The following is a 22,396-nucleotide window of genomic DNA, read 5'->3' on the forward strand; positions in this document are numbered from 1 at the left end:
GAACGCGGCGTCGGCGGTCGCTCAGTCGTCGCCTGCCGCCTCGCTTCCGTCGCCCGCCTCGCCGGCGGCGGGCTCGACCGCGACGGCCGAGTGCTTGAACTCGGGGATCTTCGCCTCCGGGTCGAGCGCGTCGCCCGTGAGCGCGTTCGCGAGCGGCTCCGCGTAGTGGAACGTGCAGAACGCGACCCCCTCGCGCACCGCCGGCGTGACGTCGGCCGCGACCTCGACGGTCCCGCGCCCGTTCGAGACGGTCACCCGGTCGCCGTCCTCGATGCCCCGCTCGGCGGCGTCGCTCGGGTGGACCTGGAGGGCGTCCTCGACGCGCATCGCCGTGAGCCGGTCCGAGCGGCGGCTGAGCGCGCCGCTGTTGAAGTGCTGGAGCACGCGGCCGGTCGTGAGCACCAGTTCGCCCGCGTCGAGGTCGTCGGCGGGCGGGACCGGGTCGACGACCGCGAGGGGGGCGGTGCGCTCCCCCGTCGCGAACGCCTCCGCGTGTAACACCTCCGTGCCGCGCCCCTCGTCGGCGTCGAACGGCCACCGCTGGTAGCCGTCGCCGATCCCCGCGTAGCTCATCCCCTCGTATATCGGCGCGACGCGGGTTAGCTCGTCGAAGGCCGCCTCCGGGCCGTCGTAGTCGAACGCCTCGGGACGGTCGGTCAACCGCCGGCCGAGCGCGGTCAGGATCTCGAAGTCGCGCCGGGCGTTCCCCGGGAGGTCGGCGTTGGGTCGCATCCGCAGCACGCGCCGGTCGGTGTTCGTCACCGTGCCGGACTTCTCGGCCCACGCGCTGCCGGGGAGGACCACGTCCGCGTGCGCCGCCGTCCGCGTCTCGAAGAGGTCGATGACGACGCAGAAGTCGAGGTCGTCGAACGCCGACGCGACCGCGGTCGCGTTCGGCTCGGTGACCGCGGGATTCTCGCCGAAGACGACCGCCGCGCGCACCTCGTCGCCGAAGCGGTGCGTCGCCTCGACCTCGGTCAGCCCGGGCTCCGCCGGCGGCTCGACGCCCCACTCCGCCGCGACGCGCTCGCGGGCCTCCGGGTCCGTCACGGGCTCGTAGCCGGGGAGGACGCTCGGGAGCCCGCCCACGTCGCTGGCGCCCTGGACGTTGTTCTGGCCGCGCAGCGGGTTCACGCCGGTGCCGGGCCGCCCGACGTTGCCGGTGAGGAGCGCGAGGTTGAGCAGGGCGTGGACGTTGTCGGTGCCGCAGCGGTGCTGGCTCGTCCCCATCCCCGTCACGATCGCTGCGCGGTCGGCCTCGCCGTACGCCCGGGCGGCCTCGCGGATCGCCTCGGGCTCGACGCCGGCCGCCGCGGCGTTGGCCGCCACGTCGACGCCGGCGAGGTGCTCGCGCAGGCGGTCGAAGCCGGTCGTGCGCTCCGCGAGGAACGCCTCGTCGACGAGGTCCTCCTCGACCAGCACCGCGGCGACCGCGTTCGCCACCTCGATGTCGGTGCCGGGCCGCAGCGGGAGGTGGACGTCCGCGGCCTCGGTCGTGTCGTTCGCGCGCGGGTCGACGTGGACCAGCGTCGCGCCGTCGCGGACCGCCGGGAGGACGTACGACCGGAACGCGACGGGGTGCTGCTCGGCCGGGTTCGCCCCGTTGACGAAGACGCAGTCCGCCTCCCCGAGGTCGTCCAAGGTGTTCGTCATCGCGCCCGCGCCGAACCGCTCGCTCATCGCGGCGACCGTCGAGGCGTGGCAGAGCCGCGCGCAGTTGTCGACGTTGTTCGTCCCGAGCACCCGCGCGAGCTTCTGGAGGACGTAGTTCTCCTCGTTCGTACAGTTCGACGACGCGAAGAACTGGACCGCGTCCGGCCCGTGCTCGTCGACGACGCGGCCGATCCCCTCGACCGCGCGGTCGAGCGCCTCCTCCCACGGCGCCGTGACGAAGGTTCCGCCGTGACGCACCAGCGGCTCCGTCAGGCGGTCGTCGTTGTCGACCACGTCGAACGCGGCCGCCCCCTTCGGGCAGATCTCCCCGCGCTCGTTCACCGGTCCCTCGACGCCGGTCGCGCTGCCGCGCCCGGCGTACTCGACGCTGCAGCCGACCCCGCAGAACGGACAGACGGTCGGGTTCGACTCGAAGCGCCGCTCGGACGTCTCGGTCGGATCGGTCATCGGATAGACGCAGGGCCTCCACGACCCTCCCGATGCGGCCGGAACTGCGTGGTGTTTTAAGTAACGATCCCGCGACCGGCGGCGCGACCGCCGACCGGGGCGCGTCACCCCGTCACGGCGTCGCCGCCGACCGGCGCGACCTGGCGCCCGAGCGACAGGGCGCCGGCGGTCACGAGGCAGGCGGCGAACGCGATGGTGCCGAGCTTCCCGCCGAAGCCGACGACGTACGGCGCCGCGCCGACGAACCCGACGCCCGCGGTCCCGCCGGCCAGCAGCATCGCGCCGGGGCCGGGGATCCGCTCCGGCGTGGCCATCCCGGCGAACGACGCGCAGAAGGCGACCGCCGCGACCGCGTCGCCCGCGGCGAACAGCGGCGGGCAGACGACGCCGGCGACGAGCCCGACGACCGCGCTCGCGACGACCGGGCCGTGGCCGAGCCGGACGCTCACGAGGAACGTGACGGGCGCGGCGACCGCGGCCGCGGCGACCAGTCCCGCCGCGACGGCCGGGTCCGGGACGGTCCCGGTGCCCGGCGTCAGCCCGCCGAGCGCCGCCACGGACAGGCAGCCGACGAACGCCGTCGTCCCCAGCTTCCCGCCGAACCCGTTGAACGCGCGCTTGGCGGCGACGAAGGCGACGGCGGCGACGAGCCCGGCCGCGGCCACCGACGCGAGGTCCGCGTCGGCCGCGGGCGTGGCCATCCCGACGAACGAGCCGCAGTACGCCGGCGCCCCGTACGTCTCGGTCAGGAGGTGCGCGCAGAGGCCGACGAGCGCGGACGCCACGACCGCGCCGACGCCCACCCGAACCGAGAGCGCGTACGTGACCGGCGCCGCGACGGCCACCGCGGTCGCGTTGCCGAGGTCGACCCGCGTGACGCCGAAGCCGTCCGTCCGCAGCGCGTCCCGCGTCTCCCTCGCGGCGGTGTACCCGAGGCTCACCGCGGCGACCGCGAAGACGGCCGCCCCGATCGGTAGCTCCGGTCCGCCGACGGTTCCGCCCGCAAGGCCCGCGGCCGCCGCGGCGCACATCCCGGCGCCGGCGCCGGTCAGGGCGACCGCTCCGACCGCGTGGATCGCTCGGTTCACGGCCGCGACTCCGGGGCGCGGACCGATACCGACCGGCCCTCAGTATTGCGGGTGTTCTCGGTGCGACCCATCGGTGCGCCGCGCGCGTCTGGGATCAGGCCTTTGTGCCCGTCGCACTAACCCCGACGCGATGGGAACCGGAGGGAAGCCGGCCGACGGCGGCGCGGGCGCGACGCCCGACGGCGTCCGCGCGGGCGTCGCGATCCACGGGACGGGGAACTGCCCGGTCGTCGCCGCCTCGACCGCCCACGAGGGCCCGATCACGGGCGTCACCTGGACGCACGCGGGCGACACGCACACCGAGGAGTTCCGCGCCCGCGACCCGGACGCGGTCGACGGCGCGGAGGGCGTTCCGGAGCCCGCCTCCGTCGTCGACCTCGGCGACGAGCGCGTGTACCGGTACGAGCGCCCCCGCGACGGGACGTGCGCCTGCCGGGTCATCGAGGAGCTCGACTGCCCGATCGCGGACGCCCGCGCCGAGGACGGCGTCCTCCTCCTGACGCTCCACCTCCCCGACCTCGAACGCCTGCGCGACATCGTCTCGGCGCTCGACGGGACGGCGGAGCGCGTCGAGGTCCGCTACCTCGTCGAGGGCGCGGCGCGCGGCAACGGGTCGCCGGACCGGACGCTCGTCGACCGCGGCCGCCTCACCGACCGCCAGTGCGAGGTGCTGCGGACCGCCTACCGCATGGGCTACTTCGAGCGCCCCCGCGACGCCAACGCGAGCGAGGTCGCCGGCGCGCTCGACATCTCCCCGTCGACGTTCGCCGAGCACCTCGCGACGGCGCAGCGGAAGCTGTTGGAGGAGACGCTCGCCGGGAACTGACGGCTCGCCTCAGGCGGCGTGTTCGGCGATCGCGGACTCCAGCGTCGCGCGGTCCTGCGCGCCGACGAAGCGGTCGACCGCCTCGCCGTCGGCGTACAGGACGAGCGTCGGGATGCTGCGCGCGCCCAGCTGCTGGGCGACCGCCTGGTTCGCGTCGACGTCCACCTTCGCGACCGCGGCGTCGGTCTCGGCGGCGAGCGCCTCGATCGCCGGCTCCATCATCTGACACGGCCCACACCAGTCGGCGTAACAGTCCACCAAGACCACGTCGTGCTCGTCGACCGCGCGCCGGAGCTCGTCCGTCCCGTTCACGTGGATCGGCTCGCTCGGGGTCGCCGCTCCGCGGCCGTCGCCGGCGTCGGGTCCGGCGCTCCCGTCGACCGCTTCGCCGTCGCCGAGGCGCGCCTCGAGCTCCCGCCGCTTCCGTTCGCGGATGCGCTCGCGCTCGGTCTTCGCGTCGTCGCCCGTCGGTTCGTCCGCGTCGGCTGCGTCGCTCATACCACAGTATTGGAGACTTAGAACAATATACCTTCCGCCGCCGGATCCGCTCGCGCGTCACTCCGTCGGCCCGAGGAGGCCGTCGAGCCCGGCCGCGCCCAGATCCACGTGCTCCGCGACGAGGTCGGCCGCGCGGTCGTACGGCGAGCGGTCGGTCGCCGCGCCGTTTGGACGCGCCAGGCCCGCGTGCGCGAAGACCCGCTCGACGAAGGCGTCGCGCACGGCCGCCGTCTCGAAGAGCCCGTGGAGGTACGTCCCGAGGACGCGCTCGGTCGCGACGCTCCCCGCGCCGAGCGGCTCGGTCGCGACCGCGGTCTCCGCCCCCTCGTCGGCCGCGTCGCCGAGGCGCCGCGTCCGCCCGGCGTGGATCTCGTACCCGGTCGCGCGCCCCGCGGCGCCGGCGATCGGTCCGACGCCCTCGACGGCGCACGTCACGCGCTCGACGCGCTTCTCCGTCGAGAACTCGGTCTCGACGGGGAGGAGCCCGACCCCCGGCACCGCCTCGCGGTCGCCGACGCCCTCGACGGCGGCGCCGACGAGCCGCTCGCCGAGGATCTGGTACCCGCCGCAGACGCCGACCACGGGGCCGTCGAACGCGCGCAGCGCCGCGCCGAAGCCGGCGTCGCGGAGCGCCAGCAGGTCGTCGACCGTGTTCTTCGACCCGGGGAGGACGACCGCGTCGACCCCGTCGAGCGCGGCGTCGAGCGGGAGGTAGGCGACGCGGACTCCCGGCTCGCGCGCCAGCGGCTCCAGGTCGGTGAAGTTGGAGATGCGCGGGAGCCGCGGGACCCCGACCCGGACGGCCGCGTCGTCGGCGACGCCGTCGTCGCTCCCGAGGACGCCCCCGCCGCGGTCGCTCCCGCCCGGTCCGTCCTCCTCCGCGTCCGGCAGCGAGAGGCTGTCCTCGGCCGGGAGCCCGGGGTCGTCGTGCGGGACGACGCCGACCACCGGCACGCCCGTCCGCGCCTCTATCTCCTCGATGCCGGGTTCGAGGAGGCTCGGGTCGCCGCGGAACTTCGTGATCACGGCGCCGCGGACGCGCTCGCGGAGGTCGTCGGGGAGCAGTTCGAGGGTCCCGTAGAGGCTCGCGAACGCCCCGCCGCGCTCGATGTCGACCGCGATCAGGACGTCGGCGTCCGCGAACCGGGCGCACTCGACGTTCGCGAGGTCGCGGTCGCGGAGGTTGATCTCGGCGACGCTGCCCGCGCCCTCCGCGACGATCACGTCGTGGCCGGCCGCGAGGCGCTCGTGGGCCGCGACCGCGGCCGCGCGCGCCGCCTCCCAGCGGTCGTCGTAGTACTCGCTCGCCGGGGCGTTCGCGACCGCCTCGCCGTCGATCACGACCTGGCTCTCGCCGCCGCCGCGGGGCTTGAGCAGCACGGGGTTCATGTCCGTCGTCGCCGGGACCTCGGCCGCCCGCGCTTGGACGTGCTGGGAGACGCCGACCTCGCCCCACTCGCCGTCGGGCGTCAGCGCGACCCGCGCGTTGTTGCTCATGTTCTGGGCCTTGTACGGCGCGACCGAGACGCCGCGCCGCGCGAGCAGCCGACAGAGCCCGGCCGCCAGCGTGCTCTTGCCGACGTGGCTCGCGGTCCCCGCGATCAGGACGGTGCGGGCGTCTCCCTCGGCCGCCGCCGCCGTCTCGCCGTCGGTCACGCGACCCCGCCCCCCATCGTCAGTACTCCGTCCCGCGGCGGGCGCGCCGGCCGTCGTCGAACGGATGCGCGACCTTGCGGACGTTCGTTATCAGGTCGGCGACGCCGTCGAGGTACGCGGGCTCGGCGTGGCTCCCGGTGAGCACGAGTTCGAGGTCGCCCGGCTTCGACTCGGCGAGGGCGACGACGTCGTCGGGGGCGACGAGCCCGCGGTCGGCCGCGTACAGCAGCTCGTCGACGATCAGCATGTGGACGCCGTCCTCGGGGTCGCCGTCGAGCGGGAGCGGCTCGGTCAGGTCCGCGTCGGCCGCGCCCGCGACGAGCGCCTCCGCGCGCTCGAAGGCGGCGGCCGCCTTCGCCTCGTGTTCGTCGTCGGCCGAGCCGTCGAGCAGGCCGTGCCAGCCGTAGTGACCGGCGTTCTCGTAGGTGAACCCCGGAACGGCGGCGATGGCGTTGTACTCGCCGCGGACGCCCTCGACGCTGTCGGCGCCGCCCTTCATCAGCTGGAGCATGTGGACGCGGTAGCCGTGCCCCGCGGCGCGGAATCCCATCCCCATCGCCGCGGTCGTCTTCCCCTTCCCGTCGCCCCACCAGGCCTGAACGAGCCCGAACTCCTCGGGGGCGGCGGGCTCGATCGGTTCGGGCTCGGGGGCCTCGCCGCCGCCCGGGGTGCGGCTCCGGTCGGCGGCCCGGGTCGCGTCGCGCTCGCTGCCCTCGCCGTTCTCGTCGGTCGATGCCTCGTCGGTGGTGTCGTCGTTCGGTGTCATGGGTCGAAGACCTCCGCCCGCTCGTCGGTGACGACGCCGTGTTCGGCGTCGGCCGCCGGACCGGGCACGTCGCCGTCCGGGTACCGCGACCGCAGGCTCGCGCGGACCGCGTCCCGGACGCAGGCTCGGGCCGCCCCGCCGACCGCCGTGGCGCTGCCGGAGAACGCCGCGGGCTTGCCCTCGGGGTCGTCTCCGACGACGACCGCGTCGCTCGTCGTCCCCGGGACGCCGGCCGCCGCGAGCAGCGTCGCCGCCTTCGCCTCGGCCGCGACCGCGACGAGGTTCGCCGCGGCCCCGGGCGCCAGCCGCCGCGTCGTCCCGACGACCAGGTTGACCGTTCCGGGGCCGGGCGGGCCCTCCGCGGCCTCCGTCGGCCCCTGCGACTCGGCCGCGCTGGCCGGATCCGCCGGCAGCATCGCGGGGTTCGAGAGGCCGACGGTCGCGTACGCGACGGCGGGTCCGAGCCGCGCCCCCCTGGCGTGGTCCATCGAGACGCCCGTGAACAGCGCCGGGGAGGCGTCGGGGTCGCCGTCTCCGCTACCGCCGTCGCCGACGCTGTCGTCGGCATCGCCGGCGAACCCTGCCCGCGCCAGCCGCTCGTCGCGGTAGGCCGCGAGGTCAGTCCGGTCGAACCCCTCCGAGACGGTGACGTTGTACGCGGCCGCCGCCCGCGACCGCCCGCCGTCCCAGCCGGTCGAGAGCCAGCGCGTCCCCGGTCGGCGGAGCCGGAGGACGCCCTCGCTGACGGTCGCCTCAAACATCGGCGTCCGCACCTCGGCTTCCGCCACCGCTCGAACCGCCGTCATCTCCCGCTTCGTCGCCGACCCCGAGCGCTGTGAGGAGCCGGTCGTTCTCGGCCGGGCGGCGCACCGCGACCCGGACGTGCGCGTCGAGGCCGCGGAAGGACCGCGCGTCGCGGACGGCGACGCCCCGGTCGCGGGCCCGCTCGATCACGCGGTCGACGTCGCGGTCGCCGACGTCGAGGAGGAGGTACGGCGCCTCCGAGGGGGCCACCGCGTAGCGCTCGCCGAGCGCGGCCCGCAGCCGGTCGCGCTCCCGCCTGACGCGCTCGCGGGTCTCGCGGACGAACTCCTCCTGCCGGAGGCAGTACTCGCCGGTCGCGAGCGCCGGCGCGCCCAGGTTCCACGTCCGGCGGGCGCCCCGCAGCGCCGCGCCGAGGTCGCCCGTCGCGACCGCGAAGCCGGCCCGGATTCCGGGGAGCCCGAACAGCTTCGTGAGCGCCCGCGCGACGACGACGCCGTCGGTCCCCGCGAGCGACGCGCGCTCGGTGAACCCGAGGAACGCCTCGTCGACGAGCAGGACGGTCCCGGCCGCCCGACAGCGCTCCGCGAACGCGAGCAACGCGTCGCGGTCGTAGCCGGTCCCGGTGGGGTTGTTCGGGGTACAGACGACCGCGAGCGCGTGACCGCTCGGGTCGGCGTCGAGGACGCGGTCGGCGTCGGCGAACGACGGCTCGCCGCCCCGGAGCCGGACCTCGCGGGCGTACTCGCCGAAGCTCGGCGCCGGGACTAGGGCGGTGTCGCCCTCGTCGACCGCGAGCGCGACCGCGGCCCGGATCGCCGCCAGCCCGCCCGGAGTCGGGACCACGTCCTCGGGGTCGCAGCCCACGTAGTCGGCGGCCGCGCGCCGGAACGCCGCCGGCGGCTCGGGCGGGTACGTCCGCGCCCGCTCGAACGCCGCCCGGTAGACGCGCTCGACGCCGTCGGGGACCTCGGGGTTCGCGTTCGCGCTGAAGTCCAGCAGGTCGGGGTCGTCGCTGCTCCCGTGCGGCTCGCGGCCGAGCGCCGCGGCGCGCTCGCGGTTCACGACCGCCCACCTCCCTCGCGCGTCGCCGTCGCGTCGAGCCAGTCGACCCCGCCGGTCGGGAGCGGTTCGGGTCCGTCGCCGCCGAGCAGCCGTTCCGCGAGCCGGCGGTCCCCGGGGCGATTGACGTTGACGGCGAGGCGCGCGTCGCGGGTCGCCCGGACGGCCTCGTCGCCCGCGCCGTCGAGCGCGCCGACGACGTTGATCCCGGCGGGCACGAGGTCGCCGTCGACTCCCCCGCTCGCCTCGCCGTCGTCCGCCTCGTCGTACCGCGTCGCGGCGTCGGCGCTCGCGCCGAGCTCCCGCTTGCGCGCCGCGGGCACGCGGACCGAGAGCGCGTCGGCGTCGGCGGCGGCGTGCGCGCCGAGGACCGCGTCGACCGCCGGACCGTCGAGCAGCGGCAGGTCGACCGCGAGGGTGAGCGCCGGCGCGTCCGGTCCGGCTTCGAGGGCCGCCCGGAGGTCCGCGACGTACCCGTCGCCCGGCGTGTCGACCACCCGGAGGTCGACCGCTTCCGAGTCCGGATCGTCGGCACTCCCGTCCCGCCGCGCGACCAGTCGCTCGCGCGTCCGCGGCGCGTGCGGGGAGACGGCGGCGTACGCCGTCTCGACTCGGCTCGCGGCGAGCGCGTCGAGCGCGCGGTCGACCATCGACCGCCCGGCGACCGCCGCGAGCGGCTTCTCGCCCTCGCCGAGCCGGGTGCCCCGGCCGCCGCACATCACGAGAGCGTCCACGCGATCACCCCCGCGTGAATCCCGACGACCCGGGCGACCTCGGTCGTCGCGCCGAGCACGTCGCCGCTGACCCCGCCGAGGCGCGCGTTCGCCCACGCCAGCCCGACGACGGCGACGGCGCCCGCGGCGGCCAGCGCCGCGCCGGGGACGAACGCGGCGTCGAATCCGACGCCCGCCGCGGCCGCGGCGGGGCCCAGCAGCGCGGCGGGGGCCGCCGCGAGCGCGACCCAGATCAGGCCCCGCGGGCCGGACTCGGCGGTCAGCGCCGAGCCGAGCCCCTCGTGGGGGGCCTCGCCGACGCAGACGAGCGCGGCCGCGGCGCCCCTCGCGCCGACCTCGGCGGCGACGACGAGGGCGAGGGCGTTGACGAGCGAGAGCCGGCCGAGGTCCACCGCCACCGTCGCCGCCGTCGCGAGGCCGAAGACGACGAGCGCCACCGCGAGCGCGCCGCCGACGCCGAGCGCCGAGTCCTTCATCACCTCGCGGCGGCGCTCGGCGTCCCCGTGGACGACCGCCGCGTCGCCGAGGTCGGCGACGCCGTCGAGGTGGGTGATCCCGGTGACGAGGTACAGCCACGCGGGGACCGCCGCCGCGACCGTGGGGGACGGGACCGGGACCGGGAGCAGCGTCGCGGCGGCGACCGGGAGCGCGACCAGGGCGCCGAGCGCGTAGGCGACCGCCGGCATCGCCGCCGGCGTCCGCCGGAACGCCTCCCAGGCCGCCTCGTCGCGGCCGACGGGGACCCGCGAGCAGAACCCGAGCGCGCCGCGGAGCGCGGCGACCGTCAGTACCACGCGACCACCCCCGCGAGCGCGAGGAGCCACCCCGCCGCGGCCGCGACCGCGACGCCGCCCGCGGCGCCGACGAGGCGCACGGCGTCCCGGGCGGCGGTCGGGGTCGGCGGCTCGGGTCCCCCTGGGAGCGCGTACGCGCCCGGCTTCTCCAAGCGGACGCCGAGCGCGACCGCGGCCGTCGCCATCGGCCACCCCGAGTTCGGGGAGGCGGGCTCGCGGGCCAGCGGCCGCGCACGTCGCAGGCTCCCGGGCGACCGAGCGGCGACCGCGAGACAGCACGCGGCGACCCGCGCCGGGAGGAACATGACGGCGTCGTCGAGCCGGGCGCTCGCCCGCCCCACCGGCTTCGAGCGGTAGCCGAGCATCGAGTCGAGCGTGTTCACGGCCTTCGCCCAGGCCGCGGCCGCGACGCCGGCGGCGAGCGCGGCCGACGGGGCGGCGGCGCCCCCCGCAGCGGCGGCGAGCGCGACGGCGACGGTCGCGCCCGCGACGAACCAGGCGAGGGGCGCGACGAACCCGTCCGCGAGGTTCTCGGCGGCGCTCTCGACCGCGGCGCTCCGGAGGTCGGCCGGCGAGAGGGCGGCGGGGTCGCGCCCGACGAGCGCCCGGACGGACTCCCGGGCCGCGTCGGGGTCGGCCTCGCTCTCCGCGACCACCTCGCTCGTCACGTCGAGCAGCATGCGCAGGCTCGCGACCGAGAAGCAGACGGCGGCCGCGACGGCGACGGCAAGGACCGGAACGTCGCCGACTCGCGGCCCGCGGGCGGCCGCGAGCCAGACGCCCCCGCCGCAGACCGCGGCCGAAACAAGTGGGAGCGCGACCGCGACCGGGGCGCCGACGAGTCCCGGACGCGCCCACTCGCGGTCGAAGGGCCCGACGAGGCGCCCGAACAGCGCGACCGGATGGACCCGCCGGGGCGGCTCCGCGACCGCGAGGTCCAGCGCGACGGCGACGGCGAGCGGGGCGACCAGCGTGACCGCCGCGGCCGGGAGCGGTCCGGTCCCCGTCACCCTTCCACCTCGTCGGGGAACGCGTCGAACGCGTCGCTCGTCGCGTGGACGCGGCAGTGCGTGCCGAGGGTCCGGTGTCCGACGAGCCCCCTCACCGCCGGTCGCCCCCGTCGGTCGGCGTCGAGCCGCCGGGTTCCGCGTCGCCGCTCCCGTCGCTCGCCCTCCGCTCGGCGAGCAGTCGGTCGGTCACGGCGGCGATCCGATCGCGGACGGCGGCGTCGGTGACCCTCGCCCGGTCGGCGAGCGCGAGCGCCCCGCCCATCCCGACGCCCTCCTTCGCCTCGCCGCGGGCGTACGCCGCCAGCGCGGGGTGGTCGCCCTCGGCGAACCCGGGGTCGGCCGCCGCGAGCGCTAGGTCGAGGTCGCCCGCGAGCGCCGGGAGGTCCGCCGTGGGGTCGTCGGCGACGAGCGACGTGGTCGCCAGCGGGAGCCGGCGGTCGACGCCGGCGTGTCGCGCGAGCGCCGCCGCGGCCGCGAGCTGGGTGCCGCCCGCGAGCGTGACGTCGATCCCCGCGTCCGCGCAGCCGACGAGGAGCCCGGCGACCGCGGCGAGGACCGGGTCGCCGGCCAGCCGGACCGCCTCGATCGGGTCGCCCGCCGCGCCGCCCGGGTCGAGGCCGCTCGCGTCCAGCCCCTCGGCGACGACGCGGCGCTTGCGTTCGATCGGGTTCGCCGGGAGCGACGAGGAGACCGCGGCGCGCTCGCCGAGCGCCGTCAGGACTCCGAGCGCCGTCGTCGTGCCGCCCGGGATCGTCTCCGCGACGAGGAGCTCGGTCGTCCCGTCGCCGCCCGCGTCGTCGCCGCTCCCGGACGCGGCGAGGGCCGGCGCCAGCGACCGCGCGCGCTCGAAGACGGTCGCCGCCCCCGGGACCGGTTCCGGGTCGCGCACGTCGCCGCCCGGCGCCGCGCCGACGCCGCGCGTCGCGGCCGCGGTGGGCGCTCCCAGCCCGGCGTCGACGAACTCGGCGGGGAGCGACTCGGGGCCGAGCAGCTCGCGGACGGCGCGGGTGACGACCGCGGGGGTCGGACAGCCGCCCGGGCTCACCGGCACGGGCGAGCCCGGCCCCGGGCGGCCGGACGCGACGATCTCGAGGTCGGCGCTCGGCGTGTGGACGCGCAGGTCTGGGTCGGCGCCCGCGGCGCTGATCCCGTCGATCGCGGCCGTCTCGGTCGTCCCGGCGACGACGACGAGGGTCACGTCCCCCACCGGACACCCCCTCCGTCGAGGCCGCGTCGCCCCGGCGCGGCGTCGATGTGTACCACTGGCGGTTAATCGATACAAGTGAACTTTAATCGATCGACGCGGGGCGCCGGGAGCGGAGCCGAGCCTCCCTGTCACTCCTCCGCACGCGACCCGCGGAGCGAAGCGGTTAAGGGCGGACCGCGGGTAAATCCGCCAACTCGCTGGTGCGGACACAGCGGGCACTCGCCGCCGGGAACGTCGGGTCGGCCGACGCGCGCCCGGGACGAGACGACATGTGGCCCCTCGCGGCTGAATCGCAACCGTCCGCGGACACACAATGGCACGAAGCTTCTACTCGCACATCAAGGAGGCGTGGCGGTCCCCCAAGGAGGGGAAACTGGCCGAGCTGCAGTGGCAGCGCAAACAGGAGTGGCGCGACCAGGGCGCCATCGAGCGCATCGAGCGCCCCACCCGGCTGGACAAGGCCCGCGAACTGGGCTACAAGGCCAAGCAGGGCGTCATCGTCGCCCGCGTGAGCGTCCGGAAGGGCGGCTCGCGCAAGCAGCGCTTCAAGGCGGGCCGCCGCTCGAAGCGCCAGGGCGTCAACCGCGTCTCGCGGCGCAAGTCGATCCAGCGCATCGCCGAGGAGCGCGCCTCGCGGAAGTACCGCAACCTCCGCGTGCTCAACTCCTACTGGGTCGGTGAGGACGGCTCCCAGAAGTGGCACGAGGTCATCCTCGTGGACCCCGCCCACCCCGCGATCGAGAACGACGACGACCTGAACTGGATCTGCTCGGACGACCACAAGGGCCGCGCGTACCGCGGCCTCACCTCCGCCGGCACCAAGGGCCGCGGCCAGCGCAAGCGCGGCAAGGGCACCGAGAAGACGCGCCCGAGCGTCACCTCGAACGACCGGCAGGGCAAGTAACGCCCCCGACGACGCCGACGTTTTTCCTCGCGGTCCGCGATCCCGACGAGCCGCGGCGCCGTGCGACCGCGACGCAAGAGCAAAGACACCGCGTCACATACCCACGTACGTGGCGATCGTTACGTGACCGCGAACGCGCCCATTCCGCCCGACCCGTTCGCGACCGAACTCGAGTCGCTCGACGGCGACGCGTTCGCGGCGCTCGTCGCCGAGGCGTACGCGGCGACCGCCGACGCCGTCGACGTCGACCCGCCGCGGGTCACGGTGACCGAGGGCGGCCGACGGACCGAACTGCTCGCGGTCGCGGCCGCCGATGGGATTGTCCCCGACGCCCCGGCGGACGCCGTCGTCGTCGCGAGCGACTCGCTGCTCGACGACCTCGACGCCGGGTTCGACGCCGACGTGGTGGCCCCGGCCGACCTCCGAGAGCGCCTGCTGTACGGCGTCCCGCCGGCGACGGCGAACGACATTTCCGACCGGTTCCTCGGCGTGCCGATCCGGTCCGCGGCCTACGAGAGCGCGGCCGCCCCCGCCGCCGACGCACCGGACTCCGGCACCGGCCCGGCGGACGCCGACGCGGTGACGGACGACGGCGACGAGTCGGGTGCCGCCGCGCCGGGCGCCGCCTCGTCCGAAACCACCGGTGATGACGCCGGTTCGGGTCTCCGGTCCGCCGACCGAACCGCCTCCGGTTCGTCGGGCGATTCGGGGGCCGACGCTCGACCGAGGGACGAGGTGGCCGCGACGGACACGAGAAACGAGGCGGCCGCGACCGACGCGAGCCACGCCGCCGCGGCCGATACGAGCGACGAGGCGACTCCGACCGACGGCGCGACCGAACGGACGGACCGACGGGCGCTCCTCGCGGCGGTCGGCGTCGCCGTCCTCCTCGTCGCGGCGGCCGGGGCCGGGTTCGCCGCCGGCGCCGCCGGGGTCGGCGGTCCGGACGGCCTCGCCGGCGTGGGGGGCGGCGGGGCGAGCGACCCGGCCGCGGGCGACTCGGACCCGACGGGAGCGGCGAACGAGAGCGACGGCGGGAGCGGCGGATCGACCGACGGCGACGGTGCGAACACCGTCTCGGTCGCGGACGGCGACCCGACCGGTGAGGCCGCGCGGAACACGGCGCCGTCGCCCACCTGCGAGCGGTCCGCGCTCCAGGTCGTCCAGATCCAGATGAACGCGCTCCGCTACAACGACAACGCGACGAACGACGGGATCCGGACCCTCCGGGCGTTCGCCTCGCCGGGGAACAGGGACCTGGTCGGCTCGACCGGGGAGTACGCCGACCTGTTCGAGACGCCGCGGTACGGACCGATGCTCACGTACGACACCGCCCAGTACTCCGTGCCGGACGTCGTCGACGACGCCGCCTACGTCGAGGTCGTCACCCGGGAGAACGGCAGCGTCACCGGTCGGTACGAGTTCCGACTCGTGCGCGTCGCCGGCGGGAGCGGGGACACGGACACCTCCCTCGGCGACGTGGACGACTGCTGGATGACCGACGCCGTGGCGGCGTCGACCGAGTGAGTCGGCGCGCCCCGCTCTCGGGGCTCAGTCGAGCCCGTCGAGCAGTTTCGCGTAGAACCGGCCCTGTTCGGTCCGCGCGTCGGTCTCTTCGGCGTCCTCGTCGTAGCGCAGCCACCGGAGCACGGCGACGAGGTCGTGTTCGGGGTCGACCCAGACGGTGTTCTGTCCGTGGCCGAGGGCGGCGTACGCCGACTCGGGGGCGCTCGGCCACAGCGTCCGCCCCTCGTTGAGCCACCACAGGTAGCCGTAGCTCTCGTTGAGCTCACAGGGCTCGGTCGACGCGTCGACCCACGCCTCGGAGAGCAGTCGGTTCCCGTCCCACTCCCCGCCGTTGAGGTACAGCAGGCCGACCCGCGCGAGGTCGCGGGCGGAGATCCACAGCCCGCCGCCCCAGTGACCGCCGCCGGAGACGCTCTTCATCGCCGTCCCGTCCACGTCGACCGTCGAGTTGTGGTAGCCGTGCCACTCCCAGGTGTCGGTGGCGCCGACGGGTCCCATGACGTGCTCGGCAAGCACGCGGGGGAGCGGCCGGCCGATCGTTCGCAGGAGCGCCAGCGAGAGGCGGTTGATCCGCACGTCGTTGTACTCCCAGAACGTCCCCGGCTCGCGGAGCGACCGCGTCTCCGACTTGTCGAGCGCCTCGCCGTCCTTCCCGACCGCCCGGTTGCGGTCGACGGCGTCGGGCTTGCCGAACAGCGTCCCCTCCCACTCGCTGGTCTGGTGGAGCAGGTGGCGCCACGTGATCGCCCCGTTGTGGTCGCCCTCGAACCCGCCGTCGTCGACGTACTCGCGGACGGGGTCGTCGACTGAGTCGATCCCGCCGCGGTCCCACGCGACGCCCGCGACGACCGAGAGGAAGCTCTTGGCGACGCTGAACGCCTGGTCCACGCGGCGGGTGTCGCCCCACTCCGCGACGCGGTAGCCGTCCTTGAGGACGAGCCCCGCGGGGCCGCCGCGCCGCGCGGGGTGGGGCCCGATCCGCTGCCCGTGCTCGCCTTCGGCGTCGTCCCACGTCTCGTGGTCCGCGAAGTCGTAGTCGATCTGCTCGCGCGGCGTCCCGTTCAGCTTGTGGTAGTCGACTGCGGCCGTGACGGCGTCCGGATCGAGCCCGACCGCCTCGGGGTCGCGCCGTTCCCACTCGTCCGCGTCGGGGAAGTACATAACTCGCTTTCAGTGCTCACCCCCTTCAGTCGTTCGCGTACTGCGACGTTCCGCCGGGGTCGGCGCCTCGACCGCAGCCCGGGAACACGATTATATCCGCGCCCGCACAGGTCGTAGGCATGAGTCTCTCGCTCGACGCGACCCAACTCGACCGCTACTCCCGGCACGTCATCCTCGACGACGTCGGTCCGGAGGGGCAAAAGCGGCTGCTCGACGCCCGCGTCCTCGTCGTCGGCGCGGGCGGGCTCGGCGCCCCGGCGATCCAGTACCTCGCGGCCGCGGGGGTCGGGGCGATCGGGATCGTCGACGACGACGTCGTCGAGCGCTCGAACCTCCAGCGACAGGTGATCCACGGCGACGGCGACGTGGGACGGAAGAAGGTCGACTCGGCGGCCGACTTCGTCGCCGACCGCAACCCCGACGTCGACGTCGAGCGCCACGAGCTGCGGCTCGACGCGGGCAACGCCCGCGAGCTGATCGCCGACCACGACGTGGTCGTGGACTGCTCGGACAACTTCGCCACCCGCTACGTGGTGAACGACGCGGCCCGGATCGAGGGGGTGCCGGTGTCGCACGGCGCCATCTACAAGTTCGAGGGGCAGGTGACGACGCTCTCGCCGGACGGCCCCTGCTACCGGTGCCTGTTCCCCGAGCCGCCGGAGCCGGGGACGATGCCCGACTGCGCGAGCACGGGCGTCCTCGGCGTCCTCCCGGGGACGGTCGGCTGCCTCCAAGCGACCGAGGCCGCGAAGCTGATCATGGACGTGGGCGACCCGCTCGTCGGCCGGATGCTGTTCTACGACGCGATGGACCTCTCGTTCGAGACGGTGCCGTACGCGCGCAACCCCGACTGTCCGGTGTGCGGCGACGACGGCATCGACAGCATCGACGGCATCGACTACGCGGCCGGGTGTCAGATCGACGCGGCCTGAGTCGGCCCGCTCGCCCCGTCCCCCGCGAGGCGCGCGCCCCGACCGCTCACAGCGACCGGTCGGCCACCGCGGTCCCCGCGGTGACGCCGGCGTCCTCGTCGACGAACCCCGACCGGACGCACCACCGGCAGTACCGGTACCCCGCCCGGTTCTCCGCGCCGCAGTGCCGGCAGACGACGGTCTCGCCGTCGGCGTCCAGCGGCGGCGGGTCGCCCCCGTCGGGCTCCCCCGCCCCGCTCGCCGAGCCGGCGTCGCCGTCGAGCGCGAGCGTCGGTCCGACCTCGGGCCCCTCGCCGTCGCCGTCCGACGACCGGGTTGCGGCCGAACCGAGCAGCTCCGCCGGGTCGCGGTTCCGCCGGACGAGCAGCCACGTCACCGCGAGGTTCAGCGCCGCCACGCCGACGAATATCGCGGCGAGCGGCAGGAGCTGGTCTCCCGTCATACGTGGCGTGTTACCATTCCATGCGCTTGTGTCTGACGGTGATTCCGACCGTCCGCGACCGCGATCCGGGCCCCGCGCCGACCGGCGGTCCCGCTCCAGAGTACTCTTGAGGCCGCCGGTCGAAGGCGCACCCGCATGAAAGAGACGATCCACACGGACGACGCCCCGGCGGCGGTGGGCGCCTACAGCCAGGCGACGACCGACGGCGACCTCGTGTTCACGGCCGGGCAGATCCCGCTGACGCCCGCAGGCGACCTGCTCGACGACGCCCCGATCGCGGTCCAGACGGAGCAGGCGCTCGACAACCTCCTCGCGGTGCTGGAGGAGGCCGGCGCCGGTCCCGAGGACGTGCTCAAGACAACGGTGTTCATGGCCGACATCGGCGACTTCGACGAGATGAACGAGACGTACGCCGACTACTTCGACGCGTCGCCGCCGGCCCGCTCCGCGGTCGAGGCCGGCGCGCTCCCGAAGGGGGCGGGCGTCGAGATCGAGGCCGTCGCCGTCGTCGAGTAGATGGCCGACGGCGAGGGCGGGTCGGAGAGCGAGTCGGACGCCGCGACCGACGGGTCCGTCCCCGCGCCCGGCGCGCCGGCCACCCCGCGTGCCCGAGCGCGCTCCGCGGCGCTGTGGGGGATCGTCGGCGGGTTCGCCTTCCTCGTGCTCGCGCAGGGGTACCGGCTCCTCGGTCCCGGATCGCTACCGCTCGGTCTCGGCGGGCTGGCGCTCGTCGCGCTCGCGGTCGCGGTCGCGTCGGCCGGTATTACGTATCTCGCCGAGGTCCGGGTGCGCGCGAAAAGAAGGACTTAACAGTCGCACCGGAGTATCAAAGCGTGAGCCAGGATGGCCGAGTGGTAAGGCGCACGCCTGGAAAGCGTGTTCCCATCCGGGATCGGGGGTTCAAATCCCTCTCCTGGCGCTTCGCTGTCGCAACAACGAGCGAGGAGCGACAGCGACGAGCGAGTCCGGAATTATCGAGTCTACCCAGTTCGAGTCCGTTGAAATCCTCAGAGCGCGATGCGCTTCTGTCTTGTATTCAGTACGGAAATACGGTGAAAAACTACAAACAGATCTATCCGAAATAGATCCGTTGAGCGAATGGTCCCCCATATCTCTACTGACCGTCGTAAGCTCCTCGCGAGCCTCGGCGGTGTCGGCCTCGTCGGTCTCGCGGGCTGTACCGACCTCCGCGGTGATTCCACGGAGAGCGACAACGACCCCGTGGTCGTCGACACGATCGAGATCGCAAACGGTCAAGACGTCGCGCGAACGTTCGAAGTCGTTCTGCGATCCGCCGAGAGCGTACGCTACTGGGACTCGTTCGAGGTCGATGCGTCCGAAAGGGGTGACGGAAATTTAGCTGTCGTCGAAGGTCCGTTCGGGAACGGTGACGAGCCGCTGTGGCTGGACGTGAAAGCGGGGTATCCCGACGACAGTCCCGACTCGTCCGAGGATGATACCGTCGTCACCCAGCCTCTCGGCGAGGAGTACAGCGGCTGTATCTACGTGGTGGTCTATGCCCGAATTGCCGGTGGCATCTCAGTCTTCGTCGATCCGGCCGGCAGGTTCGTGTCCAGAGAGACTCGGTGTTGAACTCCGGCGGGACATCGCTGTTAGCCGGTTTATAACTAATCGACCGCGGATCGACGGTGAGTGCCTCCAAAGCCCCAACCGTGAGGCGTTCGGACGCTCGCTGCGCTCCTCGCTCAGTCGCTCCGCTCCTTCGCTGCGGTGCTTGCGTCGCCTCCGAACGCCTCACGGTTGCCCCTTTGAGTCCCACCCGACAGCGACCGCACAGCGCCTCACGCCTCCCCAGCCTCGTCAGTCGCCTCCGCTTCGCTCCGGCGACTGACTCCCTCGCGCGGTGCTGCTCGCGGCCTGTGGCCGCTCGCAGGCACGCGCCACCCCTGAGCGTCACTGCTGGCTCGTCTACACACCGACACAAGACTCATATGTGTGGGTGTAGTTGTCACGGGTGACGATGCCAGACACGAAATCGGGCCGCGAGCGGAAAGGGAGGAACAAGCGCCGCCAACTCGAGAACCACCTCGCACGGCGCGAACTCGACGCGGACGACGAACCCCCGGAGCCGTACGGAGAGGAGACCGACGCGGAGTTCCTCGCCGAGTCCGACGACGCGGCCCGGTGAGCGGCCGCCCTCGGGTCCCTTCTCGCCGTTCGTTCGCCCCCGAGCCTGCCGGCAGTCTCGCGTCGCGAAAGCTTTAGACGGGGGAGCGGCCTATCTCGGCGCAATGAGTCGCGGCCCCGAGCTGATAATCACTGAGAAGGACAACGCGGCGCGGCGCATCGCCGACATCCTGAGCGGCGAGTCCGCGACCGCGGAGCGGACCAACGACGTCAACGTCTACGAGTGGGGCGGCAAGCGGTGTATCGGGCTCTCCGGCCACGTCGTCGGCGTCGACTTCCCCGCCGAGTACAACGACTGGCGCGACGTGGAGCCGGTCGAGCTGATCGACGCGCCCGTCACGAAGACGCCGACGCAGGAGGGGATCGTCGCCGCGCTGCGCCGGCTCGCGCGCAACGCCTCCCGGGTCGTCATCGCGACCGACTACGACCGCGAGGGCGAGCTGATCGGCAAGGAGGCGTACGAGCTCGTCCGCGAGGTCAACGAGGACGTGCCCGTCGACCGCGTGCGCTTCTCGTCGATCACGGAAAACGAGGTCCGAGAGGCGTTCGCGAACCCCGACGACCTCGACTTCGAGCTGGCGGCCGCCGGCGAGGCCCGCCAGACCATCGACCTGACGTGGGGCGCCGCCCTGACCCGCTTCCTCTCGCTGTCCGCCCGACAGATGGGCGACGACTTCATCTCCGTCGGTCGGGTCCAGGGGCCGACGCTCAAGCTCATCGTCGACCGCGAGCGGGAGATCCAGGCGTTCGACCCCGAGTCCTACTGGGAGCTGACGGGCGAGTTAGCGAAGGCGGGCGGCGACCCGTTCGAGGCGCGCTACTTCTATCTGAACGACGAGGGCAACGAGCGCGAGCGCGTCTGGGACGAGGCGGTCGCCGACACGCTCACCGAGGCGCTCGCCGCGGCCGAGGCGGCGACCGTCGACGACGTCGACCGCCGCACGCAGACCGACGACCCGCCGACGCCGTTCAACACCACCGCGTTCATCCGCGCGGCGGGGTCGCTCGGCTACTCCGCGCAGCGCGCCATGTCGCTCGCCGAGGACCTCTACACCGCCGGCTACGTCACCTACCCCCGGACCGACAACACGGTGTACCCGGACGATCTTGAGCCCGAGGAACTGATCGAGGACCTCTCGGCGGCCTCGACGTTCGGCGCGGACGCCGCGAGCCTGCTTGACGGCGACGGCGACATCGAGCCGACCGAGGGCGACGAGGAGACGACGGACCACCCGCCGATCCACCCGACCGGCGAGCTCCCGTCGGCGTCGGACCTCTCCGACGACGAGTGGGAGGTGTACGAGCTGATCGTCCGCCGCTTCCTCGCCACCTGCGCCGACCCGGCCACCTGGGAGCGGCTGCGCGTGGTCGCGCTCGCGAACGGCGAGGCGACGCCGATCGCCGCGGACGCGGACGGGCTCGCCGCGCTCCGCGACCCCGAGGACGCGGCCGGGCCGGCCGACCTCGTCGCGGACGGCGGGCTGCGGCTGAAGGCCAACGGGAAGCGGCTGCTCGAGGCCGGCTACCACGACGTGTACCCGTACCGCTCCAGCGACGAGCGGATCGTGCCGGACGTCGAGGTCGGCGAGACGCTGTCGCTGTCGGACCGGGCCACCGAGGCCAAGGAGACGCAGCCGCCCCGGCGGTACGGGCAGTCGCGGCTCATCGAGGAGATGGAGAAGCGGCAGCTCGGGACGAAGGCGACCCGCCACCGGACGATCGAGAAGCTGTACGACCGCAACTACGTCGAGAGCGACCCGCCGCGACCGACCCGGCTCGCCGAGGCGGTCGTCGAGGCCGCCGAGGAGTTCGCCGACCGCATCGTGAGCGAGGAGATGACCGCCCAGCTCGAAGAAGACATGGCGGCCATCGCCGCGGGCGAGAAGGGCTACGACGAGGTGACGGCTGACTCCCGCGAGCTGCTCTCGCGCGTGTTCGACGACCTCACCGCGTCGCGCGAGGCGGTCGGCGACCACCTCCAGACGTCGCTGAAGGCAGACAAGACGCTCGGGCCCTGTCCCGAGTGCGGCTCGGACCTGCTCGTCCGGAAGTCGCGGCAGGGGTCGTACTTCGTCGGCTGCGACGGCTACCCCGACTGCGAGTACACCCTCCCGCTCCCGTCGACCGGGAAGCCGCTCCTCCTCGACGAGAGCTGCGAGGACCACGACCTCCGCCACGTGAAGATGCTCGCCGGACGGAAGACGTTCGTCCACGGCTGCCCGCAGTGTAAGGCGGACGAGGCCGACGAGCAGGAGGACGAGGTGATCGGGGCGTGTCCCGACTGCGGGGAGGAACACGGCGGCGAGCTCGCGATCAAGCGGCTCCGGTCCGGCTCGCGGCTCGTCGGCTGTACGCGCTACCCCGACTGCGACTACTCGCTGCCGCTCCCGCGGCGCGGCGAGATCGAGGTCACCGACGAGACCTGCGAGGAACACGACCTCCCGCACCTCCGGGTCCACTCCGGCGACGACCCCTGGGAGCTCGGCTGCCCGATCTGTAATTACCGCGAGTTCACGGCCCGCCAGGAGGGCTCGGAGCTGCAGACCGTCGAGGGGATCGGGGAGAAGACCGCCGAGAAGCTCAATGACGCCGGCGTCGGCGGCGTCGACGACCTCAAGTCCGCCGACCCGGACGACCTCGCGGCCGACGTCGACGGCGTCGGCGCCGACACCGTCCGCGACTGGCAGGCGAAGGCGGACTGACCCCGCTCGGGCCGAGCGCCGTCGCGCGGCCGCCGCGACTCATAAATCCATAAACA

Annotated in this window: 22 protein-coding genes and 1 tRNA gene; 10 read left to right on the forward strand and 13 right to left on the reverse strand. The window is 74.4% G+C overall.

Features of this window, described 5'->3' with window-relative positions; genetic code table 11:
- Positions 1 to 21: 21 nt before the first annotated feature.
- Both fdhF and EXE48_RS04790 read right to left on the reverse strand, forming a co-directional pair.
- Positions 22 to 2,121, reverse strand: a complete 2,100-nt coding sequence (gene fdhF / locus EXE48_RS04785) for a formate dehydrogenase subunit alpha (RefSeq protein WP_137710864.1) — start codon at positions 2,119 to 2,121, stop codon at positions 22 to 24.
- Positions 2,122 to 2,225: 104 nt separating this feature from the next.
- Positions 2,226 to 3,209 (reverse strand): hypothetical protein, encoded by a 984-nt coding sequence (locus EXE48_RS04790; RefSeq protein WP_137710865.1) that lies wholly within the window; start codon positions 3,207 to 3,209, stop codon positions 2,226 to 2,228.
- 130 nt (positions 3,210 to 3,339) lie between these two features.
- On the opposite strand from EXE48_RS04790, the gene EXE48_RS04795 reads away from it, so the two are divergent.
- Entirely contained in the window at positions 3,340 to 4,035 is a 696-nt protein-coding gene (locus EXE48_RS04795) for a helix-turn-helix domain-containing protein (RefSeq protein ID WP_137704681.1), read from the forward strand.
- Between the two features lie 9 nt (positions 4,036 to 4,044).
- On the opposite strand, the gene trxA is transcribed toward EXE48_RS04795, so the two are convergent.
- From trxA to EXE48_RS04840, 9 genes are all read right to left on the reverse strand, one after another.
- Positions 4,045 to 4,533: a thioredoxin gene (gene trxA, locus EXE48_RS04800; protein ID WP_053771881.1), complete on the reverse strand. Its 489-nt coding sequence runs from the start codon at positions 4,531 to 4,533 to the stop codon at positions 4,045 to 4,047.
- 57 nt (positions 4,534 to 4,590) lie between these two features.
- Entirely contained in the window at positions 4,591 to 6,189 is a 1,599-nt protein-coding gene (locus EXE48_RS04805; protein WP_137710866.1) for a cobyric acid synthase, read from the reverse strand.
- 19 nt (positions 6,190 to 6,208) lie between these two features.
- Positions 6,209 to 6,955, reverse strand: a complete 747-nt coding sequence (locus tag EXE48_RS04810) for a cob(I)yrinic acid a,c-diamide adenosyltransferase (RefSeq protein ID WP_137710867.1) — start codon at positions 6,953 to 6,955, stop codon at positions 6,209 to 6,211.
- On the reverse strand, positions 6,952 to 7,716 hold the full coding sequence (locus EXE48_RS04815; protein WP_137710893.1) for an adenosylcobinamide amidohydrolase: 765 nt from the start codon (positions 7,714 to 7,716) through the stop codon (positions 6,952 to 6,954). The genes EXE48_RS04810 and EXE48_RS04815 overlap by 4 nt, the downstream gene beginning before the upstream one ends.
- Positions 7,709 to 8,782, reverse strand: coding sequence for an aminotransferase class I/II-fold pyridoxal phosphate-dependent enzyme (locus tag EXE48_RS04820; protein WP_137710868.1), 1,074 nt, complete (start codon positions 8,780 to 8,782; stop codon positions 7,709 to 7,711). The genes EXE48_RS04815 and EXE48_RS04820 overlap by 8 nt, the downstream gene beginning before the upstream one ends.
- A complete protein-coding gene (locus EXE48_RS04825; RefSeq protein ID WP_053771974.1) occupies positions 8,779 to 9,498 on the reverse strand; it encodes an NTP transferase domain-containing protein in 720 nt (239 codons plus the stop codon). The genes EXE48_RS04820 and EXE48_RS04825 overlap by 4 nt, the downstream gene beginning before the upstream one ends.
- Positions 9,498 to 10,307 carry an adenosylcobinamide-GDP ribazoletransferase gene (cobS, locus tag EXE48_RS04830; RefSeq protein ID WP_137710869.1) on the reverse strand — a complete coding sequence of 270 codons (810 nt, stop codon included), beginning with the start codon at positions 10,305 to 10,307 and terminating at the stop codon, positions 9,498 to 9,500. The genes EXE48_RS04825 and cobS overlap by 1 nt, the downstream gene beginning before the upstream one ends.
- The gene (locus EXE48_RS04835) at positions 10,298 to 11,317 is read right to left on the reverse strand and encodes a CobD/CbiB family cobalamin biosynthesis protein (protein ID WP_121600838.1); all 1,020 of its coding nucleotides are present in this window, start codon (positions 11,315 to 11,317) and stop codon (positions 10,298 to 10,300) included. The genes cobS and EXE48_RS04835 overlap by 10 nt, the downstream gene beginning before the upstream one ends.
- Positions 11,318 to 11,408: 91 nt before the next feature.
- Positions 11,409 to 12,524, reverse strand: coding sequence for a nicotinate-nucleotide--dimethylbenzimidazole phosphoribosyltransferase (locus tag EXE48_RS04840; RefSeq protein WP_137710870.1), 1,116 nt, complete (start codon positions 12,522 to 12,524; stop codon positions 11,409 to 11,411).
- A gap of 313 nt (positions 12,525 to 12,837) precedes the next feature.
- Between EXE48_RS04840 and EXE48_RS04845 the strand changes: the two genes are divergently transcribed.
- Complete coding sequence (locus EXE48_RS04845; RefSeq protein WP_049931415.1) at positions 12,838 to 13,428, forward strand: 50S ribosomal protein L15e; 591 nt, start codon at positions 12,838 to 12,840, stop codon at positions 13,426 to 13,428.
- Between the two features lie 123 nt (positions 13,429 to 13,551).
- Positions 13,552 to 14,955, forward strand: a complete 1,404-nt coding sequence (locus EXE48_RS04850; protein ID WP_137704686.1) for a hypothetical protein — start codon at positions 13,552 to 13,554, stop codon at positions 14,953 to 14,955.
- Positions 14,956 to 14,979: 24 nt separating this feature from the next.
- On the opposite strand, the gene EXE48_RS04855 is transcribed toward EXE48_RS04850, so the two are convergent.
- Entirely contained in the window at positions 14,980 to 16,116 is a 1,137-nt protein-coding gene (locus EXE48_RS04855) for a serine hydrolase domain-containing protein (RefSeq protein ID WP_137710871.1), read from the reverse strand.
- Positions 16,117 to 16,235: 119 nt separating this feature from the next.
- On the opposite strand from EXE48_RS04855, the gene ubaA reads away from it, so the two are divergent.
- Positions 16,236 to 17,048, forward strand: a complete 813-nt coding sequence (gene ubaA, locus EXE48_RS04860) for an SAMP-activating enzyme E1 (RefSeq protein ID WP_137704688.1) — start codon at positions 16,236 to 16,238, stop codon at positions 17,046 to 17,048.
- Positions 17,049 to 17,094: 46 nt separating this feature from the next.
- Here the strand turns inward: ubaA and EXE48_RS04865 are convergent, their stop codons facing one another.
- Positions 17,095 to 17,490, reverse strand: a complete 396-nt coding sequence (locus EXE48_RS04865; protein ID WP_137710872.1) for a DUF7577 domain-containing protein — start codon at positions 17,488 to 17,490, stop codon at positions 17,095 to 17,097.
- Between the two features lie 135 nt (positions 17,491 to 17,625).
- On the opposite strand from EXE48_RS04865, the gene EXE48_RS04870 reads away from it, so the two are divergent.
- From EXE48_RS04870 to EXE48_RS04890, 6 genes are all read left to right on the forward strand, one after another.
- Positions 17,626 to 18,006, forward strand: a complete 381-nt coding sequence (locus EXE48_RS04870) for a Rid family detoxifying hydrolase (protein ID WP_053771872.1) — start codon at positions 17,626 to 17,628, stop codon at positions 18,004 to 18,006.
- Complete coding sequence (locus EXE48_RS04875) at positions 18,007 to 18,300, forward strand: DUF7981 family protein (protein ID WP_053771871.1); 294 nt, start codon at positions 18,007 to 18,009, stop codon at positions 18,298 to 18,300.
- Positions 18,301 to 18,327: 27 nt separating this feature from the next.
- Positions 18,328 to 18,409: transfer RNA gene (locus tag EXE48_RS04880), tRNA-Ser, on the forward strand.
- A gap of 179 nt (positions 18,410 to 18,588) precedes the next feature.
- Positions 18,589 to 19,083, forward strand: coding sequence for a hypothetical protein (locus tag EXE48_RS04885; RefSeq protein ID WP_137710873.1), 495 nt, complete (start codon positions 18,589 to 18,591; stop codon positions 19,081 to 19,083).
- A gap of 388 nt (positions 19,084 to 19,471) precedes the next feature.
- The gene (locus tag EXE48_RS18715) at positions 19,472 to 19,639 is read left to right on the forward strand and encodes a hypothetical protein (protein WP_167551904.1); all 168 of its coding nucleotides are present in this window, start codon (positions 19,472 to 19,474) and stop codon (positions 19,637 to 19,639) included.
- 103 nt (positions 19,640 to 19,742) lie between these two features.
- Positions 19,743 to 22,340, forward strand: a complete 2,598-nt coding sequence (locus EXE48_RS04890; protein WP_137710874.1) for a DNA topoisomerase I — start codon at positions 19,743 to 19,745, stop codon at positions 22,338 to 22,340.
- Positions 22,341 to 22,396 lie beyond the last annotated feature (56 nt).

It is taken from the genome of Halorubrum sp. ASP1, from assembly GCF_005435135.1.
Taxonomy (GTDB): Archaea; Halobacteriota; Halobacteria; order Halobacteriales; family Haloferacaceae; genus Halorubrum; species Halorubrum tropicale.

Bases quoted from the DNA above. Each gene is read 5' to 3' on its own strand.
- fdhF (WP_137710864.1), bottom strand. From the start codon at position 2,121: ATGACCGATCCGACCGAGACGTCCGAGCGGCGCTTCGAGTCGAACCCG.
- EXE48_RS04795 (WP_137704681.1), top strand. From the start codon at position 3,340: ATGGGAACCGGAGGGAAGCCGGCCGACGGCGGCGCGGGCGCGACGCCC.
- trxA (WP_053771881.1), bottom strand. From the start codon at position 4,533: ATGAGCGACGCAGCCGACGCGGACGAACCGACGGGCGACGACGCGAAG.
- EXE48_RS04810 (WP_137710867.1), bottom strand. From the start codon at position 6,955: ATGACACCGAACGACGACACCACCGACGAGGCATCGACCGACGAGAAC.
- EXE48_RS04815 (WP_137710893.1), bottom strand. From the start codon at position 7,716: ATGTTTGAGGCGACCGTCAGCGAGGGCGTCCTCCGGCTCCGCCGACCG.
- EXE48_RS04825 (WP_053771974.1), bottom strand. From the start codon at position 9,498: ATGTGCGGCGGCCGGGGCACCCGGCTCGGCGAGGGCGAGAAGCCGCTC.
- EXE48_RS04845 (WP_049931415.1), top strand. From the start codon at position 12,838: ATGGCACGAAGCTTCTACTCGCACATCAAGGAGGCGTGGCGGTCCCCC.
- EXE48_RS04855 (WP_137710871.1), bottom strand. From the start codon at position 16,116: ATGTACTTCCCCGACGCGGACGAGTGGGAACGGCGCGACCCCGAGGCG.
- ubaA (WP_137704688.1), top strand. From the start codon at position 16,236: ATGAGTCTCTCGCTCGACGCGACCCAACTCGACCGCTACTCCCGGCAC.
- EXE48_RS04865 (WP_137710872.1), bottom strand. From the start codon at position 17,490: ATGACGGGAGACCAGCTCCTGCCGCTCGCCGCGATATTCGTCGGCGTG.
- EXE48_RS04870 (WP_053771872.1), top strand. From the start codon at position 17,626: ATGAAAGAGACGATCCACACGGACGACGCCCCGGCGGCGGTGGGCGCC.
- EXE48_RS04875 (WP_053771871.1), top strand. From the start codon at position 18,007: ATGGCCGACGGCGAGGGCGGGTCGGAGAGCGAGTCGGACGCCGCGACC.
- EXE48_RS04885 (WP_137710873.1), top strand. From the start codon at position 18,589: ATGGTCCCCCATATCTCTACTGACCGTCGTAAGCTCCTCGCGAGCCTC.
- EXE48_RS18715 (WP_167551904.1), top strand. From the start codon at position 19,472: ATGCCAGACACGAAATCGGGCCGCGAGCGGAAAGGGAGGAACAAGCGC.
- EXE48_RS04890 (WP_137710874.1), top strand. From the start codon at position 19,743: ATGAGTCGCGGCCCCGAGCTGATAATCACTGAGAAGGACAACGCGGCG.